The sequence below is a fragment of the Burkholderia sp. L-4 genome, assembly GCF_056856535.1.
This window is the reverse complement of the sequence record NZ_JBXEOX010000001.1, coordinates 1,760,601-1,786,438: the sequence shown is the minus strand read 5'-3', so window position 1 is coordinate 1,786,438 and position 25,838 is coordinate 1,760,601. Positions and strand designations below refer to the sequence as shown.

General features: G+C 66.3%; 20 protein-coding genes. 1 reads left to right on the top strand and 19 read right to left on the bottom strand.

Features of this window, described 5'->3' with window-relative positions:
- The 7 genes from AC1VVG_RS08365 to AC1VVG_RS08335 all read right to left on the bottom strand — a co-directional run bounded on the left by AC1VVG_RS08365 (window position 1) and on the right by AC1VVG_RS08335 (window position 7,863).
- Window positions 1–723, bottom strand: a complete 723-nt coding sequence (locus AC1VVG_RS08365; RefSeq protein WP_482835480.1) for an amino acid ABC transporter permease — start codon at window positions 721–723, stop codon at window positions 1–3.
- Window positions 724–824: 101 nt separating this feature from the next.
- Window positions 825–1,640: an ABC transporter substrate-binding protein gene (locus AC1VVG_RS08360; protein WP_034186939.1), complete on the bottom strand. Its 816-nt coding sequence runs from the start codon at window positions 1,638–1,640 to the stop codon at window positions 825–827.
- Between the two features lie 315 nt (window positions 1,641–1,955).
- Window positions 1,956–3,464, bottom strand: coding sequence for an agmatine deiminase family protein (locus AC1VVG_RS08355; protein WP_482835479.1), 1,509 nt, complete (start codon window positions 3,462–3,464; stop codon window positions 1,956–1,958).
- A 151-nt stretch (window positions 3,465–3,615) separates the two neighbouring features.
- Entirely contained in the window at window positions 3,616–4,728 is a 1,113-nt protein-coding gene (locus tag AC1VVG_RS08350; RefSeq protein ID WP_034186940.1) for an agmatine deiminase family protein, read from the bottom strand.
- 50 nt (window positions 4,729–4,778) lie between these two features.
- Entirely contained in the window at window positions 4,779–5,891 is a 1,113-nt protein-coding gene (locus tag AC1VVG_RS08345) for a polyamine ABC transporter substrate-binding protein (RefSeq protein ID WP_482835478.1), read from the bottom strand.
- Window positions 5,892–5,901: 10 nt separating this feature from the next.
- Window positions 5,902–6,816, bottom strand: coding sequence for an N-carbamoylputrescine amidase (gene aguB, locus AC1VVG_RS08340; RefSeq protein WP_059557758.1), 915 nt, complete (start codon window positions 6,814–6,816; stop codon window positions 5,902–5,904).
- 45 nt (window positions 6,817–6,861) lie between these two features.
- On the bottom strand, window positions 6,862–7,863 hold the full coding sequence (locus tag AC1VVG_RS08335; protein ID WP_482835892.1) for an agmatine deiminase family protein: 1,002 nt from the start codon (window positions 7,861–7,863) through the stop codon (window positions 6,862–6,864).
- A 137-nt stretch (window positions 7,864–8,000) separates the two neighbouring features.
- Between AC1VVG_RS08335 and AC1VVG_RS08330 the strand changes: the two genes are divergently transcribed.
- Window positions 8,001–8,930, top strand: coding sequence for a LysR family transcriptional regulator (locus tag AC1VVG_RS08330; protein ID WP_034186944.1), 930 nt, complete (start codon window positions 8,001–8,003; stop codon window positions 8,928–8,930).
- A gap of 76 nt (window positions 8,931–9,006) precedes the next feature.
- On the opposite strand, the gene AC1VVG_RS08325 is transcribed toward AC1VVG_RS08330, so the two are convergent.
- The 12 genes from AC1VVG_RS08325 to AC1VVG_RS08270 form a co-directional block, all read right to left on the bottom strand.
- On the bottom strand, window positions 9,007–10,311 hold the full coding sequence (locus AC1VVG_RS08325; protein ID WP_034186945.1) for an MFS family transporter: 1,305 nt from the start codon (window positions 10,309–10,311) through the stop codon (window positions 9,007–9,009).
- 234 nt (window positions 10,312–10,545) lie between these two features.
- Window positions 10,546–12,225: a SpoVR family protein gene (locus AC1VVG_RS08320; RefSeq protein ID WP_049029302.1), complete on the bottom strand. Its 1,680-nt coding sequence runs from the start codon at window positions 12,223–12,225 to the stop codon at window positions 10,546–10,548.
- Window positions 12,222–13,490, bottom strand: coding sequence for a YeaH/YhbH family protein (locus AC1VVG_RS08315; protein WP_034186947.1), 1,269 nt, complete (start codon window positions 13,488–13,490; stop codon window positions 12,222–12,224). Before AC1VVG_RS08315 ends, AC1VVG_RS08320 begins: the two co-directional genes overlap by 4 nt.
- A gap of 125 nt (window positions 13,491–13,615) precedes the next feature.
- Window positions 13,616–15,538, bottom strand: a complete 1,923-nt coding sequence (locus AC1VVG_RS08310) for a PrkA family serine protein kinase (RefSeq protein WP_034186948.1) — start codon at window positions 15,536–15,538, stop codon at window positions 13,616–13,618.
- 545 nt (window positions 15,539–16,083) lie between these two features.
- Window positions 16,084–17,853: a methyl-accepting chemotaxis protein gene (locus AC1VVG_RS08305; protein ID WP_482835891.1), complete on the bottom strand. Its 1,770-nt coding sequence runs from the start codon at window positions 17,851–17,853 to the stop codon at window positions 16,084–16,086.
- Window positions 17,854–18,155: 302 nt separating this feature from the next.
- A complete protein-coding gene (gene rbsK / locus AC1VVG_RS08300; protein ID WP_059557763.1) occupies window positions 18,156–19,085 on the bottom strand; it encodes a ribokinase in 930 nt (309 codons plus the stop codon).
- Window positions 19,082–20,113, bottom strand: a complete 1,032-nt coding sequence (locus tag AC1VVG_RS08295; protein WP_034186950.1) for a LacI family DNA-binding transcriptional regulator — start codon at window positions 20,111–20,113, stop codon at window positions 19,082–19,084. Before AC1VVG_RS08295 ends, rbsK begins: the two co-directional genes overlap by 4 nt.
- 35 nt (window positions 20,114–20,148) lie before the next feature.
- A complete protein-coding gene (locus tag AC1VVG_RS08290) occupies window positions 20,149–21,168 on the bottom strand; it encodes an ABC transporter permease (RefSeq protein ID WP_367189560.1) in 1,020 nt (339 codons plus the stop codon).
- Window positions 21,165–22,778, bottom strand: a complete 1,614-nt coding sequence (locus tag AC1VVG_RS08285; protein ID WP_482835477.1) for a sugar ABC transporter ATP-binding protein — start codon at window positions 22,776–22,778, stop codon at window positions 21,165–21,167. The genes AC1VVG_RS08290 and AC1VVG_RS08285 overlap by 4 nt, the downstream gene beginning before the upstream one ends.
- 145 nt (window positions 22,779–22,923) lie before the next feature.
- Window positions 22,924–23,874, bottom strand: coding sequence for a sugar ABC transporter substrate-binding protein (locus AC1VVG_RS08280; RefSeq protein ID WP_034186953.1), 951 nt, complete (start codon window positions 23,872–23,874; stop codon window positions 22,924–22,926).
- Window positions 23,875–24,187: 313 nt separating this feature from the next.
- Window positions 24,188–24,574 carry a DUF805 domain-containing protein gene (locus AC1VVG_RS08275; protein ID WP_059557770.1) on the bottom strand — a complete coding sequence of 129 codons (387 nt, stop codon included), beginning with the start codon at window positions 24,572–24,574 and terminating at the stop codon, window positions 24,188–24,190.
- 303 nt (window positions 24,575–24,877) lie between these two features.
- Window positions 24,878–25,804 (bottom strand): CysB family HTH-type transcriptional regulator, encoded by a 927-nt coding sequence (locus AC1VVG_RS08270; protein WP_301742550.1) that lies wholly within the window; start codon window positions 25,802–25,804, stop codon window positions 24,878–24,880.
- Window positions 25,805–25,838 lie beyond the last annotated feature (34 nt).

Sequence of the window (25,838 nt, the reverse complement as noted above, 5' to 3'; positions counted from 1 at the left end):
TCACCGCCCCGCGCCGAGCCGGTCACGCCATTGCGTGGCCGCGTACGCACCGGCCTCGATCGCGGCCACCGCCGCGACGTACAGCAGCGTCGCGACGCCGAACGCGGCGAAGGTCTTGAACGTCTCGGTCTCGACCTGCCTGGACGCATACGACAGCTCGGCCACGCCGATCGCCATCGCGAGCGACGAGTTCTTCACGAGATTCATGTACTGGCCGAACAACGGCGGCAACGCGATCCGCACGGCCTGCGGCAGCACCACGTAGCGCAGCGACTGCATCGGCGTGAGGCCGAGCGCGGCGGCCGCGTCATGCTGCGCGTGCCGCACGCCGCGCAGGCCGGCTTCGCACTCCTCGGCGACGAACGCGGCCGTGTAGGCGCTCAACCCGACCCAGCCCGCGACGAATTCGAACGACGGCCACGCGAGCGTGAACGGACCGGCGCTCACCGCATGGCGCGCATTCAGCCACGCGATCCACGTGTCGGGCAGCAACGACGCGACGCCGAAATACCAGAACAGCAACTGCACGAGCAGCGGCGTGTTGCGAAATGCGACGATGTACGCGGCGGCGGCCGCGCGCGGTGCCGCGCCGCGTGCATGACGCATGACGGCGAGCAGCAGCCCGCCGACGGTCGCCGCAACGGCCGACGCGGCCGCGAGGCCGAGCGTCAGCAGGAAGCCCTGCCAGAGCCAGGACAGATATTTGGGAGCCAACCCGAGCATGTCGTATGACGGGCGCGAAACGCGCGATCGAAAGAAAACGAAAAGCGCCGCGACGCCGGTATCCCGGCGCTCACGCGGCGCGCGTGCGGCCGGAGCCTGAATCAGGTCTTGTCGCCGATGCGGAAGATGCGCGTGAGCGGCGTCTTCGTCGTCGGCCCGAACCACGCGTCGTAGATCTGCGTCGCGCGGCCGTTCGCCTCGAGGCCCTTCAGCGTGTCGTTGACGAAGCCGAGCAGGCGCGTCTCGCCCTTCGGCACGCCGACGCCCATGTAGTCGTTCGAGATCGTGAATGCCGGGATCTCGTAGTTCTGCTTGTCGGGCACATTCGCGAGCAGGCCGATCAGCTTCGGGCCGTCCTGCGTGATCGCCTGCACGTTGCCGGCGCGCAGCGCGGCGAATGCGAACGGCGTATCGTCGTACGCGACGATCGTCGCCTTCGGGAATTTCTCGCGCAGCGTGATCTCGTTGGTCGTGCCCTTGTCCGCGCCGACGCGCAGGCCGTTCAGCTGGTCGGCCGATTTCAGCACGCCCTTCTTCGCGAGAAACTGCTGGCCCGACGAGAAATACGGAATGCTGAAGTCGACCTGCTTCGCACGCTCGTCGGTGATCGTGAAGTTCGCGAGCACGAGATCGACCTTGCCGGACGTCAGGAACGGGATGCGGTTCGCGGGATTGGTCGGCTGCAGTTGCAGCTTCACGCCGAGCTTGTCGGCGAGCGCCTTCGCGTAGTCGACGTCGAGGCCGACGATGTGGTTGTTCTTCGCGTCGACATAACCGAACGGCGGGTTGCTGTCGAACGTCGCGACGCGCAGCACGCCGGCCTTCTTGATGTCGTCGAGCCGGTCCGCATGCGCGACGGTGCCTGCGGTGATGAGCGCGGCCCCGACGAGCCACGTAGCGAGAGTGTGGAATTTCATGAGCACGACCTGATTTGTTATGAAGGCCGCCGCGGATCGCGCGGCGGCCCGGTTCGAAGAACATCGCGACGCAGTGTGTCGCCGCGAAGCCGCTAACGTAGCAGCGCGTGCGGCGAATCCGAACCAACAAATGGTGCTTTGCTCTGCGGGTTTCGTGATGAGGCGCGCGGTACGGCGCACAAAAAAAGACGCCCGCTGCACGCAGCGGGCGCGAATCCCAGTCAAGGAGGTGTCACACGAACTACAGGCCCAGATTAAGGAATTCGCGTGAAACGGACAACGAATCGATTTCCATATCGATATGACGCGACATGCTCACGCCGGTACTTCCCGGGTCGCGCAGTGGATGCCGCCGCCGCCCGACGCGATGCCGAGGATGTCGACCTGCACGATCGCGCGACTGCCCGCATATGGCCGGATCGCGGCGACCGCGGCCGCGTCCGCCGCCGCATCGTTGAACTTCGGCATCACGATCGCGCCGTTGCACGTATAGAAGTTGATGTAGCCGGCCGCGAAATGCGACATCTGCCGCTCGCTCAGCGTCGTGCCGGCCGAGGTCCCGAAGCTGACGGGCGGCACGAGCTCGACGATCCGCAGCGGCCGGCCGTTCGCGTCGGTCTGGCCGGCCAGACGCTTCCGGTTCGCGTCCGTCAACGCACGCTCGCCGGTCGAATTCCACGCGTCGTAACAGCAGGCGACCACCCCGGGCGCGAGAAAACGCGCATAGAAATCGACGTGACCGTTCGTGATGTCGCTCTCGCCGGCCGGCGTCGCCGCGCCGCCGGCACCGCCCACGCCGCTGCCGCGCGGATAGGTCGGCGTGCCCGGCAACCAGATGATCTTCCGCACCCCGAGCGTGCGCTGCAGTTCGGCGAGCACGACCTCGCGGGCCGTCGGCAGCAGCGTGGCGTTGGCGATCACGCCATTCGGGATGTCGAACAGCTGCGGATTGCGGTTCACGTGCAGCACGGCCGATTCGGTGAGGATCGCCGTCGCGTCGCCGTCGAATTCGATCGCGCCGCCTTCGAGCGTCAACGTGCTGCGGACCAGGGTCGCGCCTTGGGTCTGCGCCATCCAGCCCGCCACCCTGCCGTCCTGGCTGAATGGCTGGAAGAACTTGCCGGCCTTCGACCGGTTGCTCGCGGCCAGGATCGCCGGCGCAATCGTGCCCGCGCTCTGGCCGGCGCCGTCGGTGTTGGCGTTGCCCCAGCCGTTGAAATTGAAACCGATCGCGTTCAGTGCATTGCCGTTCGCCGTGTCGCGGACGAACACGCACCCCGTGTCGCGCACCCAGAAATCGTTGAAACCGTCGGCGAGCGGCACGAGGGTGATTCCGCCCGTGCCCGCGGCGCGCGCCGCATAGCGCGCATGCAGGTCCGGATTCGCGACACTCGCGCTCGCGAGCAGCGCGCGGGCCGCGTCCAGATCGACCGGCAGCACCAGCATGGTGACCGGTTCGGTCGCGCCGATCGCCTTCGCGACGTCCATCAGGTCGGCCCGCACGCGATCGATGCCGGCATCCGTACTCTGTGACGTGACGGGCGACCAGATGCCGTCCACGCCGGACGCGAAGGTCATGTAGGTCGACGCGTGCGGCACATCTTCCGCCGGCAGCCGGTACACGGCCTGCCGTGCCGACGGTGTCGGGCGCGACGCGGACGCCGCGTCGGCCGTACCGCCGTCGCCGCCGCCGCATGCGGCCAGTCCACCCAGCAGCGGCATGCCGAGCCAGGCGGCCGAACAGCGGATGAATCCGCGTCGGCCGGCATCCGGCATGGGCGACGCGTTCGGGTTCGTGATCACGTCGTTTCGTTGCTTCGCCATGTATTCCACTCCATTGCGCGGACGGCGCGCATGCGTACGCGCCGGAATCCGTTCCACGAAACGGATTCCGCATTGTTATTCAGTAATCCGAAAATATATAAAAATGGCAGCGGCAATCGAACCGGTCACGCGGACCGGTCCGCGCCCCCGCTCAGGCCGGCTGCTGCTGCGTCGTACAGTGAATGCCGCCGCCGCCCGCGGCGATGCCGTCGATGTTCAACTGGATGACTTCGCGGCCGGGAAACAGGTCGACGAGCGTGTCGCGCGTGTTGCGGTCGGCGCGGCTGTCGCCGAATTGCGGCGCGATCACCGCGCGATTGCATACGTAGAAATTGATGTAGCCGGCCGCGAACTCGTCGTTCTCGTACGCATGCCGGACGGTCCTCGGCCCCGGCAGCACGACGACCTTCAGCGGGCGCCCCTTCGCATCGGTGGACTTGCGCAGGATCTCGAGGTGCTGCCGCGTCACCGCATGGTCGTACGACGCCGGATCCGTGTCGAGCCCGGCCACCACGACACCCGGGCTCGTGAAACGCGCGTAGAAGTCGGTATGCCCGTCGGTGATGTCCTTGCCGGCAATGCCGGGCAGCCAGATGATCTTCTTCAGCCCGAGCAGGCGGCTCAGCTCGGCTTCGCACTGCGCCTGGCTGACGCCCGGATTGCGGTTCGCATTGAGCACGCAGCTGCGCGTGATGATCGCCGTGCCCTCGCCGTCCACCTCGATGCCGCCGCCTTCCAGCACGAGCTTCGTGTCGATCGGCCGCGCGCCGGCGCGTTCGGCCACGAACGGCGCGACTTCCGCGTCCTGGTCGTGTTCCTGCTTGTTGCCCCAGCCGTTGAAATTGAAGCTCACGCCGCCGAGCTGGCCCGACGCGTTCTTCACGAACACGGGCCCCGTATCGCGCATCCACAGATCGTCGACCGGATGCTGGACGAGCTCGACCGACGCACCGCACAGCCGCGATGCGAGCGCGTAGTCCTGCTCCCGCACCAGCATCTTGAGCGGCTCGTGCGCGGCGATCGCCTTCGCGACCGCGGCCAGGTTCTCGCGCACCACGGGCAACAGCCGTGCGCCCCAGATGTCCGCGCTCGGGCCGAACGCCATCCAGGTCGCCGTGTGCGGCGCGCCTTCGTCCGGCATGTGCCAGGTCGCGCCCTGCTGCGCGTGCGCGGCGCGGCCGAACAACCCGCCCATCGCGCCGGCGGCCAGCGCCGCGCCCGATACGGACAGGCCGCGTTTCAACAGTTGACGTCGTGTGGTCATCGCATTCCTCTTTCGCTTGCCGGTTATTTCGATTGTTTCTGCGCGGGCCGTCACGGCCGCGCGGTCTTGAAGCCGAGCCAGGTGCGGCCTTCCAGGCGCATCGCGGCCGGCGATTCGGCGATCGGCGTGAACAGTGTGCGCCGCGTCGCCTCGTCCGGATAGATGCCCGGATCGCGCACCAGTGCCGGGTCCATCAGCTTCAGCGCGCCCCGGTTCGCGTTCGCGTAGCGCATCGCATTCGAGATCTTCGCGATCACGTCCGGACGCAGGATGTAGTCGATGAACGCGTGCGCGTTGTCCGGATGCTTCGCCGATGCCGGAATCACCATCGCATCGAACCACATCAGGCTGCCGATGCGCGGGATGTCGTACACGATGTCGCGCTTCGGATCGCGCGCCTTCGCCTTCTGCGCGGCCAGGTTGATCGCACCGGAGAAGCCGACCGTCACGCACAGCTCGCCGTCGATCAGCGCGTCGGCATCGGACGAGCCGACGAACTGGCGGATGAACGGCCGCACCTTCATCAGCATCGCCTGCACGGCCGCGTAATCCTGCGCGGACGGCCGCATCGGGTCGCGGCCGACGTAGCGCAGCGCGAGCGGCAGCACCGTGCTCGCGGAGTCCTGCAGGCCGAGCCCGCATTGCGCGGCGACGCGCGCCGCGATCGCCGGGTTGAACAAGAGGTCGAGGCTGTCGGCCGGCATGTCCTTGCCGAGGATCGCGCGCACCTTCGCGCGGTCGTAGCCGACGCCCACGGTGCCCCACATGTACGGCACGCCGTACTGGTTGCCGGGATCGGACTGCGCCATCTGCTTCAGCAGCGACGGGTCGAGATACTTCAGGTTCGGCAGCCGGCCCTTGTCGAGCTTGCGGTACACGCCGGCCTGGATCTGCCTGGCCATGAAGTCGTTGGTCGGCCACACGAGGTCGTAGCCGCTGTTGCCGGTCAGCAGCTTCGACTGCAGCGTCTCGTCGCTGTCGTACGCGTCGTAGCGCACCTTGATGCCGGTTTCCTTCTCGAACGCGGCAATCGTGTCCGGCGCGAAATAGTTGCTCCAGTTGTACAGGTTCAGCACGTTCTCTTCGTCGGCGCGGGCCGCACCGGCCAGCACGCACAGCGCGAGGCCCGGCACCGCGATGCGCAGCCATCCTTGGTGTTTCATCGCGAATCCCTCATCGATAACAGGACGACACGCCGTCGCTGGTCAGCAACGTGCGGTACATCTCGGGGCGGCGATCGCGAAAAAAGCCCCACGATTGCCGGTCGGCGCGGATCGCGTCGAGGTCGAACGTCTGCACGAGCACGGCTTCGTCGGTGCGGTTCGCCTCGGCCCGCTTCTCGCCGGTGTGATCCGCGATGAAGCTCGACCCGTAGAACACGCCGGTCAGCCCCTGCTGCCGCGGATTGCCGTTGCCGATGCCGACTTCGCGACCGATCCGGTTCGCCGCCACGACCGGCACCATGTTGGCCGCCGCGTGACCCTGCATCGTGCGCTGCCAGTGGCCGGCCGAATCGAACGCGCTGCTGAACGGCTCCGAGCCGATGATGGTCGGAAAGCACAGGATCTCCGCGCCCATCAGCGCGAGGCTGCGCGCCGTTTCCGGATACCACTGGTCCCAGCAGATGCCGATGCCGATCCGCCCGAAACGCGTGTCCCACACCTTGAAGCCGGTGTCGCCCGGTGTGAAATAGAACTTCTCCGTATAGCCCGGCCCGTCCGGAATATGCGTCTTGCGATAGACGCCGAGGACGCGCCCGTCGGCGTCCGCCACCGCGATCGAGTTGTACGCGGCATTGCCCGCGCGCTCGAAGAAACCGATCGGCAGCACGATGCCGAGCTCGCCGGCCAGCGCCGCGAAACGGGCGATCTGCGCGTTGCCTTCGAATGGCTGCGCGTGTTCGAGATGACGCACGTTCTGGTCGAGGCAGAAGTACGGCATCGCGAACAGTTCCGGGCACAGCACGAGATTCGCGCCCTGTGCGGCAGCCGCGCGGATCAGGCGCTCCGCGGTGGCCATGTTGTCTTCGAGATTCCAGCTGCCCGACGCCATCTGCACGGCGGCGACGGTAATGTGTTTGGACGGCATTGCGTTGCTCCTCGGTGAAACCGGAAACTGCTGACGAAACGTCGCTCAGTGCGCGACGGACGGCTGCTGCTGCGTCGAACAATGAATGCTGCCGCCGCCGATCGACAGCGTCGGGATCGGCAGCATCTGCACCTTGCGCGTCGGGAACGCGCGGCTGAACGCATCGCGTGCGGCCTCGTCCTGTTCGACGCCGAACGCGGTCACGATCACCGCGCCGTTCACCAGGATGTAGTTCGCGTAACAATCGCAGTAGCGCTCGGAGCCGAAGCGTTCGCCGACGATCGGCGACGGCAGGTCGAGCAGCTCGAAACGGCGCCCCGCCGCATCGGTCGCGAGTTCCAGCGCACGGCGGTTTTCGCGCATCACGCGGAAATAGTCGCCCTGCTCGGGCGCCGCGGTCTGGCACAGCATCCGCCCCGGCGCGACGAACGACGCGATGCCGTCCACGTGCCCGTTCGTCTCCACTTCGTCGGGGTTGCCCGGCAGCCACACGATCTTCTCGACGCCCAGCATCCGGCGCAGCTCCCCCTCGATCTCCGCGCGGCTCAGGTGCGGGTTGCGATTGGGATGCAGCAGGCAGCTTTCGGTCGTGACCAGCGTACCCTGCCCGTCGACGTAGAACGAACCGCCCTCCAGCACCATGTGCGAATTGAAGATCTCGGCGCCGGCCGCACGCGCGATGTCCTGCCCGGCCTGCTGGCAGCCGTCGTACGGCTGGTACTTCTCGCCCCAGCAGTTGAAGCGGAACACGGCCGCGCCGAGCCCGTGCCGTTCGCTGACGAGGAAGATCGGCCCACAATCGCGCAGCCAGTTGTCCTCGGCCGCGACCGGCAGCACGTCGACGCTCGGGCCCACCAACTCGCGCGCGGCATCGGCCTGGCTGTGGTGTACCGCGACCACGCAGCGCTGGTAACGCGCGATCGTCCGCGCGACCAGCGCGAATTCGCGGCAGACCTGCGCGTAATGCGCCCCCCAGAGGTCCTCGCGATTGTCGAGCACCGGCCATCCGAGCCACGTGGCGTGCATGGATTCCCATTCCGCGGGCATCCGGTAACCGCGCTGGCGAGCATCAAAGCGACCCATCGATCCGACTCCGTTGTGATTGATGAGCGATTTTCCGTCAGGTTAAACTTGATGAATATTGATATTTATTGGCTTGATCAATCAATTCACCTCATATCTCGATGCAACGCGTTCCGTCCCTGAAACTGCTGAGCGGCTTCGAAGCCGCGGCCCGGCTGGGCAATTTCTCGCGCGCAGCCGATGAACTGCACCTGTCGCAATCGGCGATCAGCCATCAGATCCAGCAACTCGAAGCGCAGCTCGGGCAGCCGCTGTTCCGCCGGCGCGGCCGCGGCGTCGAGCTGACCATTGCCGGCGAGGTCCTGCAGCGCAGCGTCCAGCGCGCGATGGACACGTTGCGCGGCGGCCTCGACCGCATCGCGACCTACCTGAACCCGGGGCTCGTCGTGCTGGTGTGTCCGGCGCCGTTGCTGCACGGCTGGCTGCAGCCGCGCCTCGAGCAATTGCAACAGGCACTGCCGGACCTGTGCCCGCTGTTGTCGACCGACGAAACCGCGCGCTACGTCGACGAGATCGACGTCGACATGACGATCGGCACGCGGCCGATGCTGCAGCCGGGCCTGGTCGATATCCCGTTCATGCGCGACGAGTGGGTGACCGTGTGCGCGACACCGCTCGCCGAGACGCTCGCCCGCGTGCCGCGCGCCGAACACGCGCGGCACGCGGGGCTCGTCTGCCTCGAAGCGAGCCTGACCGACGAGCGCATGGCGACCGTCTTTCGCGAACGACTGTCGGACTTCCGGATGCAGGCGATCTATGACGACCAGCGGCTCGTGCTGGACGCCGTGCAGCGCGGCCGCGGCATTGCGTGCCTGCCGCGCCTCGTCGCGCAGGCCGGCCTCGACCAGCACGCGCTGACCGTGCTGGCCGACTACCCGCGCCTGCCCGGCACCACGTGGTGGCTGTCGCGGATGGAAGGCCCGTCGCGCTCGCCGATCGTCGGGCAAATGTTCGACTGGCTGGTCGAGCAAGGCATCCGGTCGAGCGTGGCGGCCCCGGCGCCCGACCACGCGAAGCCGCCGTCCGCGTAAGCGCGCGCACAAAAAAAACGTCCCGCCGATGGGCGGGACGTTCGTCACGATGCCGGGGTGCGCAACGCGCCGCCGATCACGGCTCGTGACGCAGATACCCTTCCTTGCTCGGGTCGCGCATCCGCCACGACACGATCAGCGAGATCGCGCACAGGGCGGTCACGTACCAGTAGAAGGTTTCCTCGCTGCCGATCGACTTGAACCACAGCGCGACGTACTCGGCCGAGCCGCCGAAGATGGCGTTCGCCACCGCATACGACAGGCCGACGCCCATCGCACGCACTTCGGGCGGGAACATCTCGGCCTTGATGAGGCCGCTGATCGACGTGTAGAAGCTGACGATCGCCAGCGCGACCGTGATCAGCACGAATGCGGCCACCGGGCTCGTCACGTCCTTCAGCGCATGCATCAGCGGCACCGTGCCGATCACCGCGAACGAGCCGAACAGGATCATCGACGTACGACGGCCGATCTTGTCGGACAGCGCGCCGAACACCGGTTGCATCAGCATGTAGACGAGCAGCGCGACGGTCATCACGTTGCTGGCCGTCTTCGCATGCATGCCGGCCGTGTTCACGAGGTATTTCTGCATGTACGTCGTGAACGTGTAGAAGATCAGCGAGCCGCCGGCCGTGAAACCGACCACCGTGAAGAACGCGCCCTTGTGCTGCCACACGCCGCGGATCGTGCCGGCGTCCTTCTTGTCGCGCGAAGCGCTCGTCGACGTCTCGTCGAGCGATTTCCGCAGGTACAGCGAGATCAGCGCGGCCGCCGCGCCGACGACGAACGGAATGCGCCAGCCCCACGCCTTCAGTTCGCCGGCCGACAGCGTTTGCTGCAGGATCACGAGCACGAGCAGCGCGCACAGCTGGCCGCCGATCAGCGTCACGTACTGGAACGACGCGAAGAAGCCGCGGCGCCCCTTCAGCGCAACCTCGCTCATGTAGGTCGCGCTCGTGCCATATTCGCCGCCCACCGACAGGCCCTGGAACAGGCGCGCGACCAGCAGCAGCGCCGGCGCGAGCGCGCCGATCTGCGCGTAGGTCGGCAGCACCGCGATCACCAGCGACCCGCCGCACATCATCAGCACCGAGATCATCATCGCCGCGCGACGGCCGTGACGGTCGGCGATGCGGCCGAACAGCCAGCCGCCGATCGGACGCATCAGGAAGCCGGCGGCGAACACGCCGGCCGTGTTCAGCAACTGCGTCGTCGTGTTGCCGCTCGGGAAGAATGCCGGTGCGAAGTACAGCGCGCAGAACGAGTAGATGTAGAAGTCGAACCACTCGACGAGGTTGCCCGATGAGGCGCCGACGATGGCGAACACGCGCCGCCGGGTGTCGTGCGCGGACAGCGCAGCTTGGTCGGTCTGGACATCCATGGGTTGGTCTGTTCCTTTTAGTGCTTTCTGGGCGAGACGGCTGTGGGCCGCCGCGTGCGGTCGCATGTGGCACCGGTTCCGGTGCCCGACGCTACGGGATTTTAGCGAAATGTAAAGTAACAGGCGCTCCGGGTTCGTCCGGATGTAGAAAAATTTTCTCCCGCCGCGCGTTCGTCATATGAAAACGCCAGCCGTCAGGCTGGCGTCCGATGCAAACATTGCCGAAGACACCGGTCAAACGCGGATCTCCGGCGGCACGTAGCGGCACTCGTAGCGCTTGCGCACGGTGCCGGCCTCGTCGACGCTTTCGAGATACACGTCGAACTGCCAGAGCCGCGCCATGTGCTTGAGCACTTCGTCGCTGTCGCTGGACAGGTGGCGGTTGTCGGTCATGAAGTGACGCAGCGTGAGGCTGCGGTCGCCGCGCGTGTTGACGGCCCACACCTGGATGTTCGGCTCGCGGTGATGGATGTCGTACTGCCGCGACAACGCCTGCCGCACGTACTGGTAGCCGGAATCGTCGTGGATCGCCGAAACCTCGAGCGAATCGCGCATGTCGTCGTCGAGCACCGAGAAGAGGCGCATCTCGCGGATCAGGTTCGGCGACAGGTACTGCGCGATGAAGCTCTCGTCCTTGAAGTTGCGCATCGCGTAGTGCATCGCCGGCAGCCACGGGGTACCCGCGATCTCCGGGAACCACTTGTAGTCCTCCTCCGTCGGCGCCTCACAAATCCTTCGGATGTCGCTCATCATCGAGAAACCGAGCGCATACGGGTTGATCCCGCTGTAGTACGGCTTCGTGACGGGCGGCTGGTAGACCACGTTGCTGTGCGAATGCAGGAACTCCATCATGAAGCCGTCTTCCAGCTTCCCCTGGTTGTACAGCGTGTTCAGCAGCGTGTAGTGCCAGAACGTCGCCCAGCCTTCGTTCATCACCTGCGTCTGCCGCTGCGGGTAGAAATACTGGCCGATCTTGCGCACGATGCGGATCACTTCCCGCTCCCACGGCTCGAGCAGCGGCGCATTCTTCTCCGCGAAATACAGCAGGTTCTCCTGCGGCTCGGGCGGATAACGCTCTTCCTGCTCCTCCATCAGCTCGGGCTTCTTGCCCGGCAGCGTGCGCCACAATTCGTTCACCTGCGACTGCAGGTACGCCTCGCGCTCGCGCCGCAGCGCCGCTTCCTTCGACAGCGACGGTTTTTGCGGGCGCTTGTAGCGGTCGACGCCGTAATTCATCAGCGCATGGCACGAATCGAGCAGTTCCTCGACGCGATCGAGGCCGTAGCGCTCCTCGCATTCCGCGACGTAGTTCTTCGCATACACGAGATAGTCGATGATCGCGTGCGCGTCGGTCCACAGCCGGAACAGGTAGTTGCCCTTGAAGAACGAGTTGTGCCCGTACGCCGCGTGCGCGATGACGAGCGCCTGCATCGTCATCGTGTTCTCTTCCATCAGGTACGCGATGCACGGATTCGAATTGATGACGATTTCGTACGCGAGGCCCATCTGGCCGCGGCGATAGCTCTTCTCGGTCGCGAGGAAGTGCTTGCCGAACGACCAGTGACGGTAGTTGACGGGCATCCCGACCGACGCGTACGCATCCATCATCTGCTCGGCGCTGATCAGTTCGAGCTGGATCGGGTAGATATCGAGCTCGTACTGTTCGGCGACCTGCGAGATGTGCGTGTCGTACTCCTCGAGCAACTCGAACGTCCAGTCGGACGGGCACGGCAGCGGCTTGCGTTCGGCAACGTTCATACGCGCTTCCTTCTGCCCGGAACCGGGCAAGTCGGCGGCCGGCGGCGGCGGTTCGGCCTGCGCGCGTTGCTGCACTGCGTCAGGGCCGGCCGGGGCGTCGCCGGAAGGGCGCGGCTCGTAGCCGCGCGACTCGTTGTGCAGATGGCGGGTTGTCATGACGTTTCCACCTGCTTTTCGAACAATTCGCGAAACACCGGGTAAATGTCGGCAGCCGATTCCACTTTTTTCATCGCGAGATGCGGCTGCGACAACGCCAGTTGCGCGTATTCCAGCCACAGGTTCTGCTCTTCCGGCGCGACCTGGATATACGCGAAGTAACGCGTCTTCGTGAGGATATCCTCTTCCAGGATTTTGCGACACTTGGGCGAATCGTCGGTCCAGTTGTCGCCGTCGGACGCCTGCGCGCCGTAGATGTTCCACTCGGTCGGCGAGTAGCGTTCGTCCATCACCTTGCGCATCAGTTCGAGCGCGCTCGACACGACCGTGCCGCCGCTCTCGGTCGAATGGAAGAAGGTGTCCTCGTCGACCTCCTCGGCGCGCGTGTGGTGACGGATGAACACGACCTCGATCCGTTCGTAGTTGCGCTTGAGGAACAGGTACAGCAGGATGAAGAAGCGCTTCGCGAGATCCTTGCGCTGCTCGTCCATCGAGCCCGACACGTCCATCAGGCAGAACATCACGGCCTGGCTCGACGGCTGCGGCTGCTTCACGCGGTTGATGTAGCGCAGGTCGAACGGATCGATGAACGGAATCCGCCAGATGCGCCCTTTCAGGTGATGGATCTCGGCCTCGAGCGTCGCGATTTCGGTGCGGCGGTCCTCGGGGTCGTTCTTCAGTGCCTCGAGTTGCGCTTCGAGTTCGCGCAGTTCGTTGACGAGCGGCGAGCCGAGCGCGATGCGCCGGCCAAGCGCGCTGCGCAGCGAACGCACGACGTCGATGTTGTTCGGCGTGCCTTCCGCCGACCAGCCCGCGCGCACGTTCTTCCAGCTCGGCACCGTCAGCAGATGCGTCTTCACGAGGCGCGGCAGTTCGAGATCGTCGAAGAAATACTGCATGAACTCGTCGCGCGACAGTTCGAACACGAAGTCGTCCTGCCCTTCGCCTTCGTTGCTCGCCTGACTACCGCCGCCGCCCGAGCCGCCCTGCGGGCGCGGGATCTTGTCGCCGCGCACGTAGTCCTCGTTGCCGGGGTGCACGTACTCACGACGCCCGCCAGGCGCGTGCCGGAAATTCGGCTCCGCGATGTCCTTGCGCGGGATCGTGATGCTCTGCGTGCTCTGGATATCCTTGATGCTACGGTCGCGCACCGCGTCGGACACGGCACGACGAATGTAGTTCTTGACGCGACGCAGGAAGCGTTCGCGATTGGCGATGCTCTTGTTCTTGCCGGCCAGCCTGCGGTCGATGATTTGATGAAGCACTCCCGGTCTCCCGCTCGAATGTCGATATGCCGGGACGCTCGCCGCACATGCCGTCTCCCGTCATGCGGGCGGCGTCTCTGAAAGTGCCCGTACGGACTCGCCGTACGGGCGCGGAACCGCGCGCGTCATGACGACTTGCGCACGCGCAGGTACCAGTCGCAAAGCAGCCTCACCTGCTTCGGCGTATAGCCCTTCGCGACCATCCGGTTCACAAAGTCCTCATGCTTGCGCTGCTCTTCCGCCGAGCCCTTGGCGTTGAACGAAATCACCGGCAACAGTTCCTCGGTGTTCGAGAACATCTTCTTCTCGATCACGACGCGCAACTTCTCGTAGCTCGTCCACACCGGGTTCTTGCCGGCGTTCGCCGCCCGCGCGCGCAACACGAAGTTCACGATCTCGTTGCGGTAATCCTTCGGATTGCTGATGCCCGCCGGCTTCTCGATCTTCTCCAGCTCCGCGTTCAGCGCGGCGCGGTCGAAGCTTTCGCCGGTATCGTGGTCGCGGAATTCCTGATCCTGGATCCAGAAATCCGCATACGTGACATAACGGTCGAAGATGTTCTGACCATATTCCGAATACGACTCGAGGTAAGCCGTCTGGATCTCCTTGCCGATGAACTCCGCGTAGCGCGACGCGAGCACGTCCTTCACGAAGGACAGGTACTTCTGCTCGATTTCCGGCGGGAACTGCTCGCGTTCGATCTGCTGTTCGAGCACGTACATCAGGTGCACGGGGTTCGCCGCGACCTCGCTCGAATCGAAGTTGAACACGCGCGACAGGATCTTGAACGCGAAGCGGGTCGACACGCCGGTCATCCCTTCGTCGACGCCCGCGTAGTCGCGATACTCCTGGTAAGACTTCGCCTTCGGATCGGTGTCCTTCAGGTTTTCACCGTCGTACACCTGCATCTTCGAGAACAGGCTCGAATTCTCCGGCTCGTGCAGGCGCGACAGCACCGAGAACTGCGACATCATCTTCAGCGTGCCCGGCGCGCACACGGCTTCGGCCAGCGACGAGTTGCGGATCAGCTTCTCGTAGATCTTGGTTTCTTCCGACACGCGCAGGCAATACGGCACCTTCACGACGAAGATCCGGTCGAGCAGTGCCTCGTTGTTGCGGTTGTTGCGGAACGCCTTCCACTCCGACTCGTTCGAGTGCGCGAGGATCACGCCGTCGAACGGAATCGCGCCGAAGCCTTCGGTGCCCTTGAAGTTGCCTTCCTGTGTCGCGGTGAGCAGCGGATGCAGCACCTTGATCGGCGCCTTGAACATTTCGACGAATTCGAGCAGGCCTTGGTTCGCGAGACACAGGCCGCCCGAGTAGCTGTAGGCGTCGGCATCGTCCTGCGCGTACTGTTCGAGCTTGCGGATGTCCACCTTGCCGACCAGCGACGAGATGTCCTGGTTGTTCTCGTCGCCCGGCTCGGTCTTCGCGATGCCGATCTGCCGCAGGATCGACGGATAGCGGCGCACCACGCGGAACTGGCGGATGTCGCCGTTGTATTCGTGCAGGCGCTTGACGGCCCACGGACTCAGGATGCTTTTCAGGTAGCGGCGCGGGATGCCGTACTGTTCCTCGAGGATCGGGCCGTCTTCGTCGTAGTCGAACAGCCCGAGCGGCGATTCGTTGACGGGCGAGCCCTTCAGCGAATAGAACGGCACGCGCTCCATCAGTTGCTTCAGACGCTCGGCGATCGACGACTTGCCGCCGCCCACCGGGCCCAGCAGATAGAGGATCTGCTTCTTCTCTTCGAGCCCTTGCGCGGCATGGCGGAAATACGCGACCACCTGCTCGATCACTTCCTCCATTCCGTAGAACTCACGGAACGCCGGATAGACCTTGATGACCTTGTTCGCAAAGATGCGCGACAGGCGCGGATCGTTGCGGGTGTCGATGTGTTCAGGTTCCCCGATTGCTGCCAGCATGCGTTCACCAGCCGTCGCGTACGCGGATGGATCGTTCTTGCAGAGCGCGAGATACTCCTCCAGCGAGAGCTCTTCCTCTCGCGTTTTTTCGAAGCGGTTCGCGAAGCTGCTGTAAATATCCATGCTACCTCCCTCGCCTAAGTCTGAAGACGTGCCTGCCTTCGTACGACTGCGCAGAAGCAAGCGCGTTCGAATTCATCCTAAACCCTTTCTTATTTTTTTTCACGAACTCTTCGTATGAAGTTCGTCATTCTCGACAACATCGCTTTGACAACGCATTTCGTCGTTTTACAATCGATCTCCCGAGCCGCAGAAACTGCATCCGCCACCTCTCGTCGAACGACGAAACGTCTTGTGCGTTGGAGACATCCGACGTCGTCACCGCCTCCCTTCATCCCTATACGTTCGAGCAGCCGCGTGCGATGACACGCCGCGTGCACCGTTACAAATTTTTTTCGCAGCGCCCTTACGGAGATACCCGTACGACGAATGCGGGAACATGACGCGCACGCCGCCGCGCATCCATCGATGCGGGCCGCGCGATGCACGCGGCGATACGCGATCGTGCGTTCGCACCGTCACGTCGCGTCCGCCGCGCAAACGACGACGCCCGCATGTCGCGGGCGTCGTTCGTCACCAAATGGGGATAGATGCGCGGCACGCGCGAATCAGAAGGTTTCCCAGTCGTCACCGCCGGCGGTGGCGGCAGCCGGTGCCGGCGCGGCAGCGGCCGCGACGGGCTTGCGCGCGGGCATCGGGGCGGCCGTGCGCTGCGGCGGTGCATCGCGATCGTCGCGCGCGGCCGGCTGCACGGGCGCGGCAACCGCGGCGGAAGGCGAGCGCGGAACGTGCGTCACGCGACGCGCCGCAACCGGCGCGACGGCGCGCGCCATTTCGTCGTCGAGCTGGAATACCGCCGCCGTTTCGCGCAGGCGCCCGGCCTGCTCGTCGAGCGACTGCGCGGCGGCGGCGGCTTCCTCGACGAGCGCCGCATTCTGCTGCGTGACTTCGTCCATCTGCGCCACGGCGCGCGCGACCTGGTCGATCCCGCCGCTCTGCTCCTCCGACGCCGCCGCGATCTCGCCCATGATGTCGGTCACGCGCTGCACCGCGCCGATCACGTCGCTCATCGTGCGCCCGGCTTCGTCGACCAGCGTCGAACCGGTGCGGATGCGCTCCACCGACGCGTCGATCAGCGCCTTGATTTCCTTCGCCGCGCTCGACGAGCGTTGCGCGAGGCTGCGCACCTCGCCGGCGACGACCGCGAAGCCGCGGCCCTCCTCGCCCGCGCGCGCGGCTTCGACGGCCGCATTCAGCGCAAGAATGTTGGTCTGGAACGCGATTCCCTCGATGATCGCGATGATGTCGGCGATCTTCGCCGAGCTGTCGTTGATCTCGCCCATCGTGCCGACGACCTGGCCGACCACCGTATTGCCCTTGTTTGCAATCTCCGACGCATTCGCGGCCAGCGCGCTTGCCTGGCGCGCATTGTCCGCGTTCTGCTTCACGGTGCCGGTCAGCTGTTCCATGCTCGACGCGGTTTCCTGCAGCGCGGCGGCCTGCTCCTCGGTGCGCGACGACAGATCGATGTTGCCGGCCGCGATCTGGCGCGCCGCGGTCGCGATCGACTCGCTGCCGCCGCGCACGGTGCGCACCGTGTCGACCAGCCCACGCTGCATCTTCGCGAGCCCTTCGAGAAGCTGGCCCATCTCGTCGCGCCGTTCCACGACGATCGGCCGGCGCAGGTCGCCGGCGGAAATCGCGTCGAAATGCGATAGCGCGTCGGCGATCGGGCGACCGATCGCGCGGCTCAGCGCCACCCATGACAGCAGTGCGGCGCCGACACCGGCCAGCAGCGCGACGATCGACAGTACGCGCAGCGTGTCGAACACCGATTCCGCTTGATCGAAGAGCACTTGCGCATTGGTGAACTGGAAGTTGCGCAGCGCTTCGCCGGCCACCGAGAGGTCGGTATAGAGCGCCTGGAGCTGCTTGGCGCCGTCGCCGAAGCGATCGCGCTGGTCCGCCCCGAGCAGGCTCGCGAACGCGTCACAGGCGCGCTGCAGCGCCACGCGCTTCGCGGCGACGTCCTGCGCGAGCCGGTCTTCCTCGGGGCCGCGCGGCAGCGCGAGGTATTTCTGCCACCATGCGTCGGACTGCGCGCGCATCGCGCGGCTGCGCTCGACGGCGGCCGCCGACTCGGGCGTGCCAGCCAGCAGCGCCGCGCGGTCGAGTGCGAGCCGTTCGCGTGCCGAAAACATTTCCGCGACCGCCACGTCGACCGCGCTCGGCATCTGGTTCGTGAAAATCTCGCGCGTCGACACGTTCGAACGCGTCATCCCGTACAGCCCGAGCACGCCGGTTACGCCCAGCAGCATCGCCAGAAACGCCATCGTCAAACCGATGCGCGCACGAATCGTCAGGTTCCTGAACACCATCATCCATCCTGTATTGCGTCGTCATGAACGGGCCGGGCCCGTTGGCTGGAAGCATTGCTTCACTGGTTGCATTTACGACTGCGCGACGCACAACTTGATGGTTTTGGCGTGATTTTTTCGAATTATTCGTCTGTATATTACAAATAGCTGAACTAATGATGCAAATTCGGGCCAATTCGAGAAATGGATGGGCGGGAAGACCCGGCGACCTGCGGGCACGTTGCCGCAAGCGCGACCGGCCGGCTGGCCCGTCGCATGAGACGGCCGGCCGAGATCGGGAAACGGAAACCGGCGATCCGGCCCTAGTCGGCCAGTTCGGCGCGCGTCGGAATCGACGGCTGCGCGCCCGCCCGCGTGACCGACAGCGCCGCCGCGCGTTGCGCGAAGCGGATGGCCGCATCGACATCCGCGCCGGCCGCGAGCCGTGCGGAAAAACCGCCGATGAAGGTATCGCCCGCCGCCGTCGTGTCGACGGCCTGCACGACCGGCGCCGGATAGTGCCGCGCGACGCCGTCGGCCGTCAGCGCGAGCACGCCGCGCGCGCCGAGCGTGACCAGCACGTTGCGCGCGCCGCCGGCCTGCAGCGCACGCGCGGCGGTTTCCGCCTCCGCCGGGTCGCGCACCGGCAGCGCGGTCAGCGCGGCCGCCTCGACCTCATTCGGGATCAGGTAATCGACGAGCGGCAGCCAGCCCGCCGGCAGCGGCGCGACGGCCGGTGCCGGATTGAGCACCACCGTGCGGCCGAGCCGCCGCCCGGCCGACAGCGCCGCGAATACGGCGTCCGGCGGCGTTTCGAGCTGGCAGATCAGCACGTCGGCCGACGCCAGCGCGGCCTCGTGCCGTGCAACCGTCGCGGGCGTGACCTCGCCGTTGCCGCCCGCGACGATCACGATCGCGTTCTGGCTCGCGTCGTCGACGACGATCAGCGCGACGCCGGTCGACGCCGACGCGCTCGTCGCGAGCCCGGTGCAGTCGATGCCCTCGGCTTCCAGGCCCGCGCGCAATGCCGCGCCGTGCGCATCCGCGCCGACGCAACCGATCATCGCGACCTGCGCACCGAGCCGCGCGGCGGCGACGGCCTGGTTGCCGCCCTTGCCGCCGGCCGCCTGGGCAAACGCATGCCCGGCGAGCGTTTCGCCCGGCAGCGGCAGCCGCGGCGCCCGCACGACGAGATCCATGTTGAGGCTGCCGACCACCGTGACGCGGCCGGCACCCGCTGCGGGCGCCGTCATGCGCGGCCGCCCGACGCGGGCGGCTCGCGATAGACCGCCGTCGACTCGCGCAGCACGAGGCGCGGCGACACCACACGACGACGGCTCGGCACGGCCGTCGAGCCGCCGCCGATCCGCTCGATCAGCGTCTGCGCGGCCATTTCGCCGAGCGCGCGCACCGACTGGCCGACCGTCGACAGCGCGGGATACGTGTAGCGGGAAAACTCGATATCGTCGAAACCGATGATCGAGCAGTCGTCGGGCACGCGCAGCCCGCGCTCGGCCGCCGCGCGCAGCGCGCCGACGCCCATCAGGTCGTTGCCCGCGAAGATCGCGCTCGGCCGCACCGATTCGAACAGCCGCGACGCCGCGTGATAGCCGCCGAGGCACGAGAAGTCGCTTTCCGCGATCGCGCCCGGCACGATGTCGACGCCGCGCTCGGCCATCGCGCGGATGAAGCCGTGCACGCGCATCGCGCTGACGGCGGTGTCGGTCGGCCCCGTGATGCAGCCGATCTTCGCGTGCCCGAGCTCGAGCAGGTGGCGCGTCGCGAGGTACGCGCCGCGCTCGTGGTCGATCTGCACGAGGTCGGCCGCAAGCCCCTCGATGTTGCGGTCGACGACGACGAGTGGCGCATGGATATCGGCGAGCGTCTGCGCGAGCACCGCATCCTCGCCGGCCGATGCGACGATCAGCCCGTCGATGCGCTTTTCCTGCAGCACGCGCAGGTAGTTGCGCTGCTTCACGGGATCGTCGTCCGAATTGCAGAAGAACACGCAATAGCCGTTGGCCGCGCACTGATCCTCGATGCCGCGCGCAAGCTCCGCGAAGTACGGATTCGTGCTGTTCGGCACGACGAGGCCGATGGTCGCCGTCGCCCGCGCCTTCAGCGAGCGCGCCACGGCCGACGGCACGTAATTGAGCTCGCGGATTGCGCCCTCGACCTTCGCACGCACATCCGCGGACACCGGCCGCGAATTGTTCACCACGTGCGAGACGGTCGTAAACGACACGCCCGCCATGGCTGCCACATCCTTGATCGTCGCCATTTCCCGTTTCTCTCTGGTCTGTTCTGTCTGTCTTTCTACCGCGCGCGCGCCCGCCGGCTGCGATACGTATCGAGCACGACGGCCACCACGATCACCGCGCCGGTGATGATCCGTTTCGTCGGCTCGTTCGCCCCGATCTGCGCCAGCCCCGCGGCCAGCACGGAGATGATCAACACACCGAAGAACGTGCTGATCACCGAGCCGCGCCCGCCCATCAGGCTCGTGCCGCCGATCACGACGGCCGCGATGACCTGCAGTTCGAGACCCGCGCCCGCGTTCGGATCGGCCGCCTCGAGCCGCGAAATCTGGAACAGCGACGCAAGCCCCGCGAGCGCCCCCATCAACGCGAATACGAGAATTTTATACGGACGCGGGTTAACCCCGGCAAGTCGGACGGCTTCTTCGTTCGTGCCGATCCCGACGAGGTAGCGCCCGAACACCGTGCGCGTGAGCACGAACTGGGCTGCGATCATCACCGCGACCGCGATCAGGAACGCCGGCGAGATGCCGAGCGCGATCGGGTTCGACAGGAAATCGAACGCGTCGCCGATATACGCCGTCCGCGAATTCGTCAGCTGGTACGCGAGGCCGCGCGCGGCCTCCAGCACGCCGAGCGACACGATGAACGACGGAATTCGCCAGCCGACCGTGACCGCCCCCGTCAGCGCCCCCGTGATGGTCGCGACCGCGATCCCGATCAGCGCGGCCGGCAGCGGCCCCCACTGCCATTTCAGCGCGGCGACGCTGACCATCGACGCGGCGAGCGCGAGCACCGAGCCGACCGACAGGTCGATCCCGGCGATGATCAGCACGAAGGTCATCCCGACCGACATCACGACGAGATCGGGAATCTGGTTCGCGATCGTGCTGAACGTATCGTAGGTCAGGAAATGCGAGCTCAACACCGAAAACAGCGCAATCATCGCGGCGAGCGCACCGGCGAGCCCGAGATAGTTCGACAGGCCGAGGCGCGTGCCGGACAGCGTGCGCGCGCGGCGTCCCGTCACGTCCTGCTGGGCGCCTGCGTCGGTCGGGGATACGGGAGGCTGGGTCATTGCTGGGGTCCTGTCGTCGAATTGCCGGGGGCGGCGCCTGGCGCCTGCCCCGCGTCCGGATGTTGCGCGCCGCCCGGCGGCGTCTCGCGGCCGAAGCCGGCGAATGCCGCGGCCAGCAGCGCATCCTGGGTCCAGTTGCCGCGCTCGAGCACGGCGGTCATGCGGCCGGCCGACATCACGCCGATCCGGTCGCAGATCAGCATCAGCTCGCGCAGGTCGCTCGACACGACGACGAGCGACCGGCCTTCGCGCGCGAGCGCGCCCATCAGCGTGTAGATCTCGAATTTGGCGCCGACGTCGATCCCGCGCGTCGGCTCGTCGAACAGCAGCACGCCCATGTCGCGGGCGAGCCAGCGGCCGATCACGACCTTCTGCTGGTTGCCGCCCGACAGCTCGCCGACCGCCTGCGCCGCACCGTGCGTGCGGATCCGCAACGCGTCGATCTGCCGCTCGGCAAGCGCCGTCTCGCGTGCGGCATCGACGATGCCGCCGCGCGCGAGCCGGTCGAGCTGGCCGAGCGACACGTTCGCGGTGATCGACTGCGACAGCAGCAGCCCTTCACCCTTGCGATCCTCGGTAATCAACGCGATGCCCAGCTTCACCGCGTCGACGGGGGAATCGATCTTCGCCGGCTTCGGCGGCTGGCCGACCGCGATCATCCCCGCATCCGGCGTATCGGCGCCGTAGATCAGCCGCAGCAACTCGGTGCGCCCCGCGCCGATCAATCCCGAAATGCCGAAGATCTCGCCCGCGCGCACCTCGAGCGACACGTCGCGCACGGCCGTCCCGCGCGTGAGCCCCGATACGACGAGCCGCGGCGCGCCGATGTGGCGCTCGCCGAGCTCGATCTGCTCGCCGATCTCGCGCCCGACCATCAGCGTGACGAGCCCGTCGGACGTCGTCGCGGCCATGTCGCCCGCGTGCACGAGCCGGCCGTCGCGCAGCACCGCGACGCGCTCGGCGACACGCGCGAGCTCCTCGAGACGGTGCGAGATATAGACGATCGCGACGCCGCGCGCCTTCAGCCGGTCGATCTGCTCGAACAGCAGCTCGACTTCGCGCGCGGTCAGCATCGCGGTCGGCTCGTCGAGAATCAGCACGCGGCAGTCGCCGATCAGGTTGCGCGCGATCTCGACCATCTGCTGATGGCCGATGCCGAGTGCGCCGACCGGCGTATCGGGATCGACCGCATCGAGCCCGACCTGCGCCATCGCGGCCCGCGCGTCCTCGCGCAGCCGCGCGCGATCGATGATCCCGAAGCGCCGCGGCAGGCGGTTCAGGAACAGGTTTTCGGCGACCGTCAGCGTCGGCAGCAGGTTCAGCTCCTGCATCACCATGCGCACGCCGAGCGCCTCGGCCTGCGTGCGGCTCGCCGGCGCGTAGGCGTGGCCGCCGAGCTGCATCGTGCCGGTGGTCGGATCGACGAGCCCGCCGATGATCTTCGACAGCGTGCTCTTGCCGGCACCGTTCTCGCCCGTCAGCGCGAGCGCCTGGCCCGCCTCGAGCGTCAGCGTGACATCGGCGAGCACGGGTTCGCCATAGGTCTTGCCGATGCCGGATACGGACAGCACGGGTTGGGCTGAACGGGAGGGTTGGAAGGTCGGTTCCATCGCGATCCTGATTGCGGCCGCGCGCACGCGGCGCGCGGGTATGACGCTCACAAGTGCATGTGCATGCAGTGGCCGTGATCGCGCTCACTCCGGATAACGGCCGCCACGCCGGATTCTTGAGGGCGGCGGCCGGACCGGAGCCGCGTTACTTCGTCACGAGATCCACCGGCGTCTCGACCACGCCGGACATGTCGGCCTGCTTGCGATGCTCGGCGATCGCCTTCAGCGCCGTGTCGATGCCGAATACGGCCTGCTTCGCCGCGTACTGGTCGGCGGTCGCGAGCACGCGGCCGTCCTTCAGCATCGGCTTGATCGCGTTGATGTTGTCGTAGCCGACCACGAGCACCTTGCCCTGCTTGCCGGCCGCGCGCACGGCCGACACGGCGCCGATCGCCATGTTGTCGTTGCCGCACAGCAGCGCCTTCAGGTTCGGGTATTCGTTGAGCATCGCGGCAGCCACCGCATTGCCCTTGTCGATTTCCCATTCGCCCGACTGCACGGACACCACCTTCATCCCGCCCGCCTTCATCGCGTCCTGGAAGCCGGCCGTGCGCTGCTGTGCGTTGGTCGTCGTCGACACGCCTTCGACGATGCCGACCTGGTCGCCCGCCTTCAGCCGCTTCGCAAGGTAGTCGCCGATCTTGCGCGCCCCCTTGCGGTTGTCCGGGCCGACGAACGGCACGTTCAGGTTCTTCGACTTCAGCACGTCGGGATCGAGCCGGTTGTCGATGTTCACGACGACGATGCCCGCATCGACGGCTTTCTTCACGACCGGCACGAGTGCCTTCGAATCGGCCGGCGCGAGCACGATCGCATCGACCTTCGACACGATCATCTGCTCGACGATGCGGATCTGGTTCGCGGTGTCGGTCTCGTCCTTGATGCCGTTGGTGATCAGGTCGAACTGATTCGCGTTGTGCTTCTGGTAATCCTTCGCGCCGGTTTCCATGGTCAGGAAGAACTCGTTGGCGAGCGACTTCATCACGAGCGCGACCTTCGGCTTGGCCGCGGACTGCGCGTGGACGGCCGGGGCGGCGGCGACCGCGACGGCGGCGAGCGCGGCGGTCAGGAAGCGACGGCGAAAGCGGACATTCATACACATCTCCTGGCGACTGGCCCGTCGGGCCGGACTGTTGTTTTAATGTGAGCAAACGTTTGCGCCACACTACCCGGGCAATGGCCATCAATGCTGCTGTCGGTACCACGGAATGGAAGCGAGGCAGACGGCCGACTGCCTGGCGCGTGCTGTCGTTGACGCGCCACCGCCGGCGGGACGCCGGCGGAGTGAAGGCTATGCTGTACCGATTCGCTTCGCCGCGCAACCTGTCTGATCAATATTTAAGGGTTTATTCGGAGTGTGCGATCGGGCTGCACGACGCGCAAATGCGACAGTCGCGGCTTGCCGCGCATCACGCAGGGTCCTGCGGCGCAGGCGTCGCTTCATCGACCGACGGCGGCTCGCCGAAACGGTTCGCATGCGGCGTACCGGCGATGAAACCGTTCATCACGAACAACGCGATCGCACCGACGATCGGCACGACGAGCAGCAGCACCCACCATCCCGACTTGTCGATGTCGTGCAGCCGCTTCACGGTAACCGCCAGCCACGACCACGTTGCCACGACGGCGATCGCGCCGGCGACGAGCACCACTGCCAGCGGCAGATCGTCGTCCGGTGAGCCGCGCGAACCGGCATCGAGGAACGCGCCGATCAACCCGGAAACCAGCGAGTAGATCCACCACGGCAGGCGCTCGGTCCGGCCTTTGAAGGAAAAGAGAAACCATGTCGGATTCATTGCTCGCCCCTTCGTCGTGCGGCGTGAACGCCCGCCATCAGACCATGCACGCGCATTGAATCATATCTTCCGAATCATGGCCCGGCCGGGAGGCCGAAACCGGATCGACCCGTTCGCCCGTGCCGTCTCTGGTTGTTCTGTCGGCAGGAGAACGCATGCTGAACGCCGCATCCGGCGAAGGGCCCGGCCGGGAGCGGCGGGCACAGCCGATGGTTCGATGAATCAGGCCATCGCGCCGGCGGCCATTTCGCCACCGCCGGATGTTCGGCGCCGTGCGCGCACGGCGCGCGAGGCGCGCAACCGTCAAACGGCTTCGCGCAACAGCCCCGCGATTTCCGCTTCGTTCAGGTGCGGCGCGAACATCTCGATCAGCCGATACGCATAGGCGCGCAGGAACGCGCCCTTGCGCAGCCCGACGCGCGTCGTGCTCGCCTCGAACAGGTGCTGCGTATCGAGCGCGACGAGCCCTGTGTCGCGCTGCGGATCATAGGCCATCGCGGCGACGACGCCGATCCCCATCCCGAGTTCGACGTAGGTCTTGATCACGTCCGCGTCGATCGCGGTCAGCACGACGTCCGGCACGGCGCCCGCCTGCGCGAAAGCCTGGTCGATGTGCGAACGGCCCGTGAAGTCCTGGTCGTACGTGATGATCGGATACTCGGCGATTTCCTCGAGCGTCAGGTTCTCGCGGCCGACGAGCGGATGCCCCTTCGGCACGACGACCGTGTGATGCCACGAATAGCACGGGAACGTCACGATGTCCGGATAGCGGTCGAGCGCCTCGGTCGAGATGCCGAGATCGGCTTCGCCGTTCAGGATCATCTGCGCGATCTGCTGCGGGCTGCCCTGGCGCAACGCCAGATGCACCTTCGGGAACACCTCGGTGAACTGCCGGATCACCTTCGGCAGCGCGTAGCGCGCCTGCGTGTGCGTCGTCGCGACGACGAGGTGGCCGCTGTCCTGGTCGGCGAACTGGCGCGCGACGCGGCGCAGGTTCTCGGCGTCGAGCAGCATCCGCTCGATCAGCTGGTGCACCGCCTTGCCGGGCTCCGTGAGCCCCGTCAGCCGTTTGCCGCGCCGAATGAAGATGTCGACGCCCAGTTCATCCTCGAGATCCTTGATCTGCTTCGACACGCCCGACTGCGACGTATACAGCACGTTCGCGACTTCCGTCAGGTTCATGTTCTGGCGCACCGCTTCGCGCACGAACCGCAATTGCTGAAAATTCATGGGTATGCCTCTTAGGCTGTCGTTGTTTGATTGT

Coding starts and splice junctions, on each gene's coding strand:
- AC1VVG_RS08365 (WP_482835480.1), bottom strand. CDS start 723: ATGCTCGGGTTGGCTCCCAAATATCTGTCCTGGCTCTGGCAGGGCTTC.
- AC1VVG_RS08360 (WP_034186939.1), bottom strand. CDS start 1,640: ATGAAATTCCACACTCTCGCTACGTGGCTCGTCGGGGCCGCGCTCATC.
- AC1VVG_RS08355 (WP_482835479.1), bottom strand. CDS start 3,464: ATGGCGAAGCAACGAAACGACGTGATCACGAACCCGAACGCGTCGCCC.
- AC1VVG_RS08350 (WP_034186940.1), bottom strand. CDS start 4,728: ATGACCACACGACGTCAACTGTTGAAACGCGGCCTGTCCGTATCGGGC.
- AC1VVG_RS08345 (WP_482835478.1), bottom strand. CDS start 5,891: ATGAAACACCAAGGATGGCTGCGCATCGCGGTGCCGGGCCTCGCGCTG.
- aguB (WP_059557758.1), bottom strand. CDS start 6,816: ATGCCGTCCAAACACATTACCGTCGCCGCCGTGCAGATGGCGTCGGGC.
- AC1VVG_RS08335 (WP_482835892.1), bottom strand. CDS start 7,863: ATGCCCGCGGAATGGGAATCCATGCACGCCACGTGGCTCGGATGGCCG.
- AC1VVG_RS08330 (WP_034186944.1), top strand. CDS start 8,001: ATGCAACGCGTTCCGTCCCTGAAACTGCTGAGCGGCTTCGAAGCCGCG.
- AC1VVG_RS08325 (WP_034186945.1), bottom strand. CDS start 10,311: ATGGATGTCCAGACCGACCAAGCTGCGCTGTCCGCGCACGACACCCGG.
- AC1VVG_RS08320 (WP_049029302.1), bottom strand. CDS start 12,225: ATGACAACCCGCCATCTGCACAACGAGTCGCGCGGCTACGAGCCGCGC.
- AC1VVG_RS08310 (WP_034186948.1), bottom strand. CDS start 15,538: ATGGATATTTACAGCAGCTTCGCGAACCGCTTCGAAAAAACGCGAGAG.
- AC1VVG_RS08305 (WP_482835891.1), bottom strand. CDS start 17,853: ATGGTGTTCAGGAACCTGACGATTCGTGCGCGCATCGGTTTGACGATG.
- rbsK (WP_059557763.1), bottom strand. CDS start 19,085: ATGACGGCGCCCGCAGCGGGTGCCGGCCGCGTCACGGTGGTCGGCAGC.
- AC1VVG_RS08295 (WP_034186950.1), bottom strand. CDS start 20,113: ATGGCGACGATCAAGGATGTGGCAGCCATGGCGGGCGTGTCGTTTACG.
- AC1VVG_RS08290 (WP_367189560.1), bottom strand. CDS start 21,168: ATGACCCAGCCTCCCGTATCCCCGACCGACGCAGGCGCCCAGCAGGAC.
- AC1VVG_RS08285 (WP_482835477.1), bottom strand. CDS start 22,778: ATGGAACCGACCTTCCAACCCTCCCGTTCAGCCCAACCCGTGCTGTCC.
- AC1VVG_RS08280 (WP_034186953.1), bottom strand. CDS start 23,874: ATGAATGTCCGCTTTCGCCGTCGCTTCCTGACCGCCGCGCTCGCCGCC.
- AC1VVG_RS08275 (WP_059557770.1), bottom strand. CDS start 24,574: ATGAATCCGACATGGTTTCTCTTTTCCTTCAAAGGCCGGACCGAGCGC.
- AC1VVG_RS08270 (WP_301742550.1), bottom strand. CDS start 25,804: ATGAATTTTCAGCAATTGCGGTTCGTGCGCGAAGCGGTGCGCCAGAAC.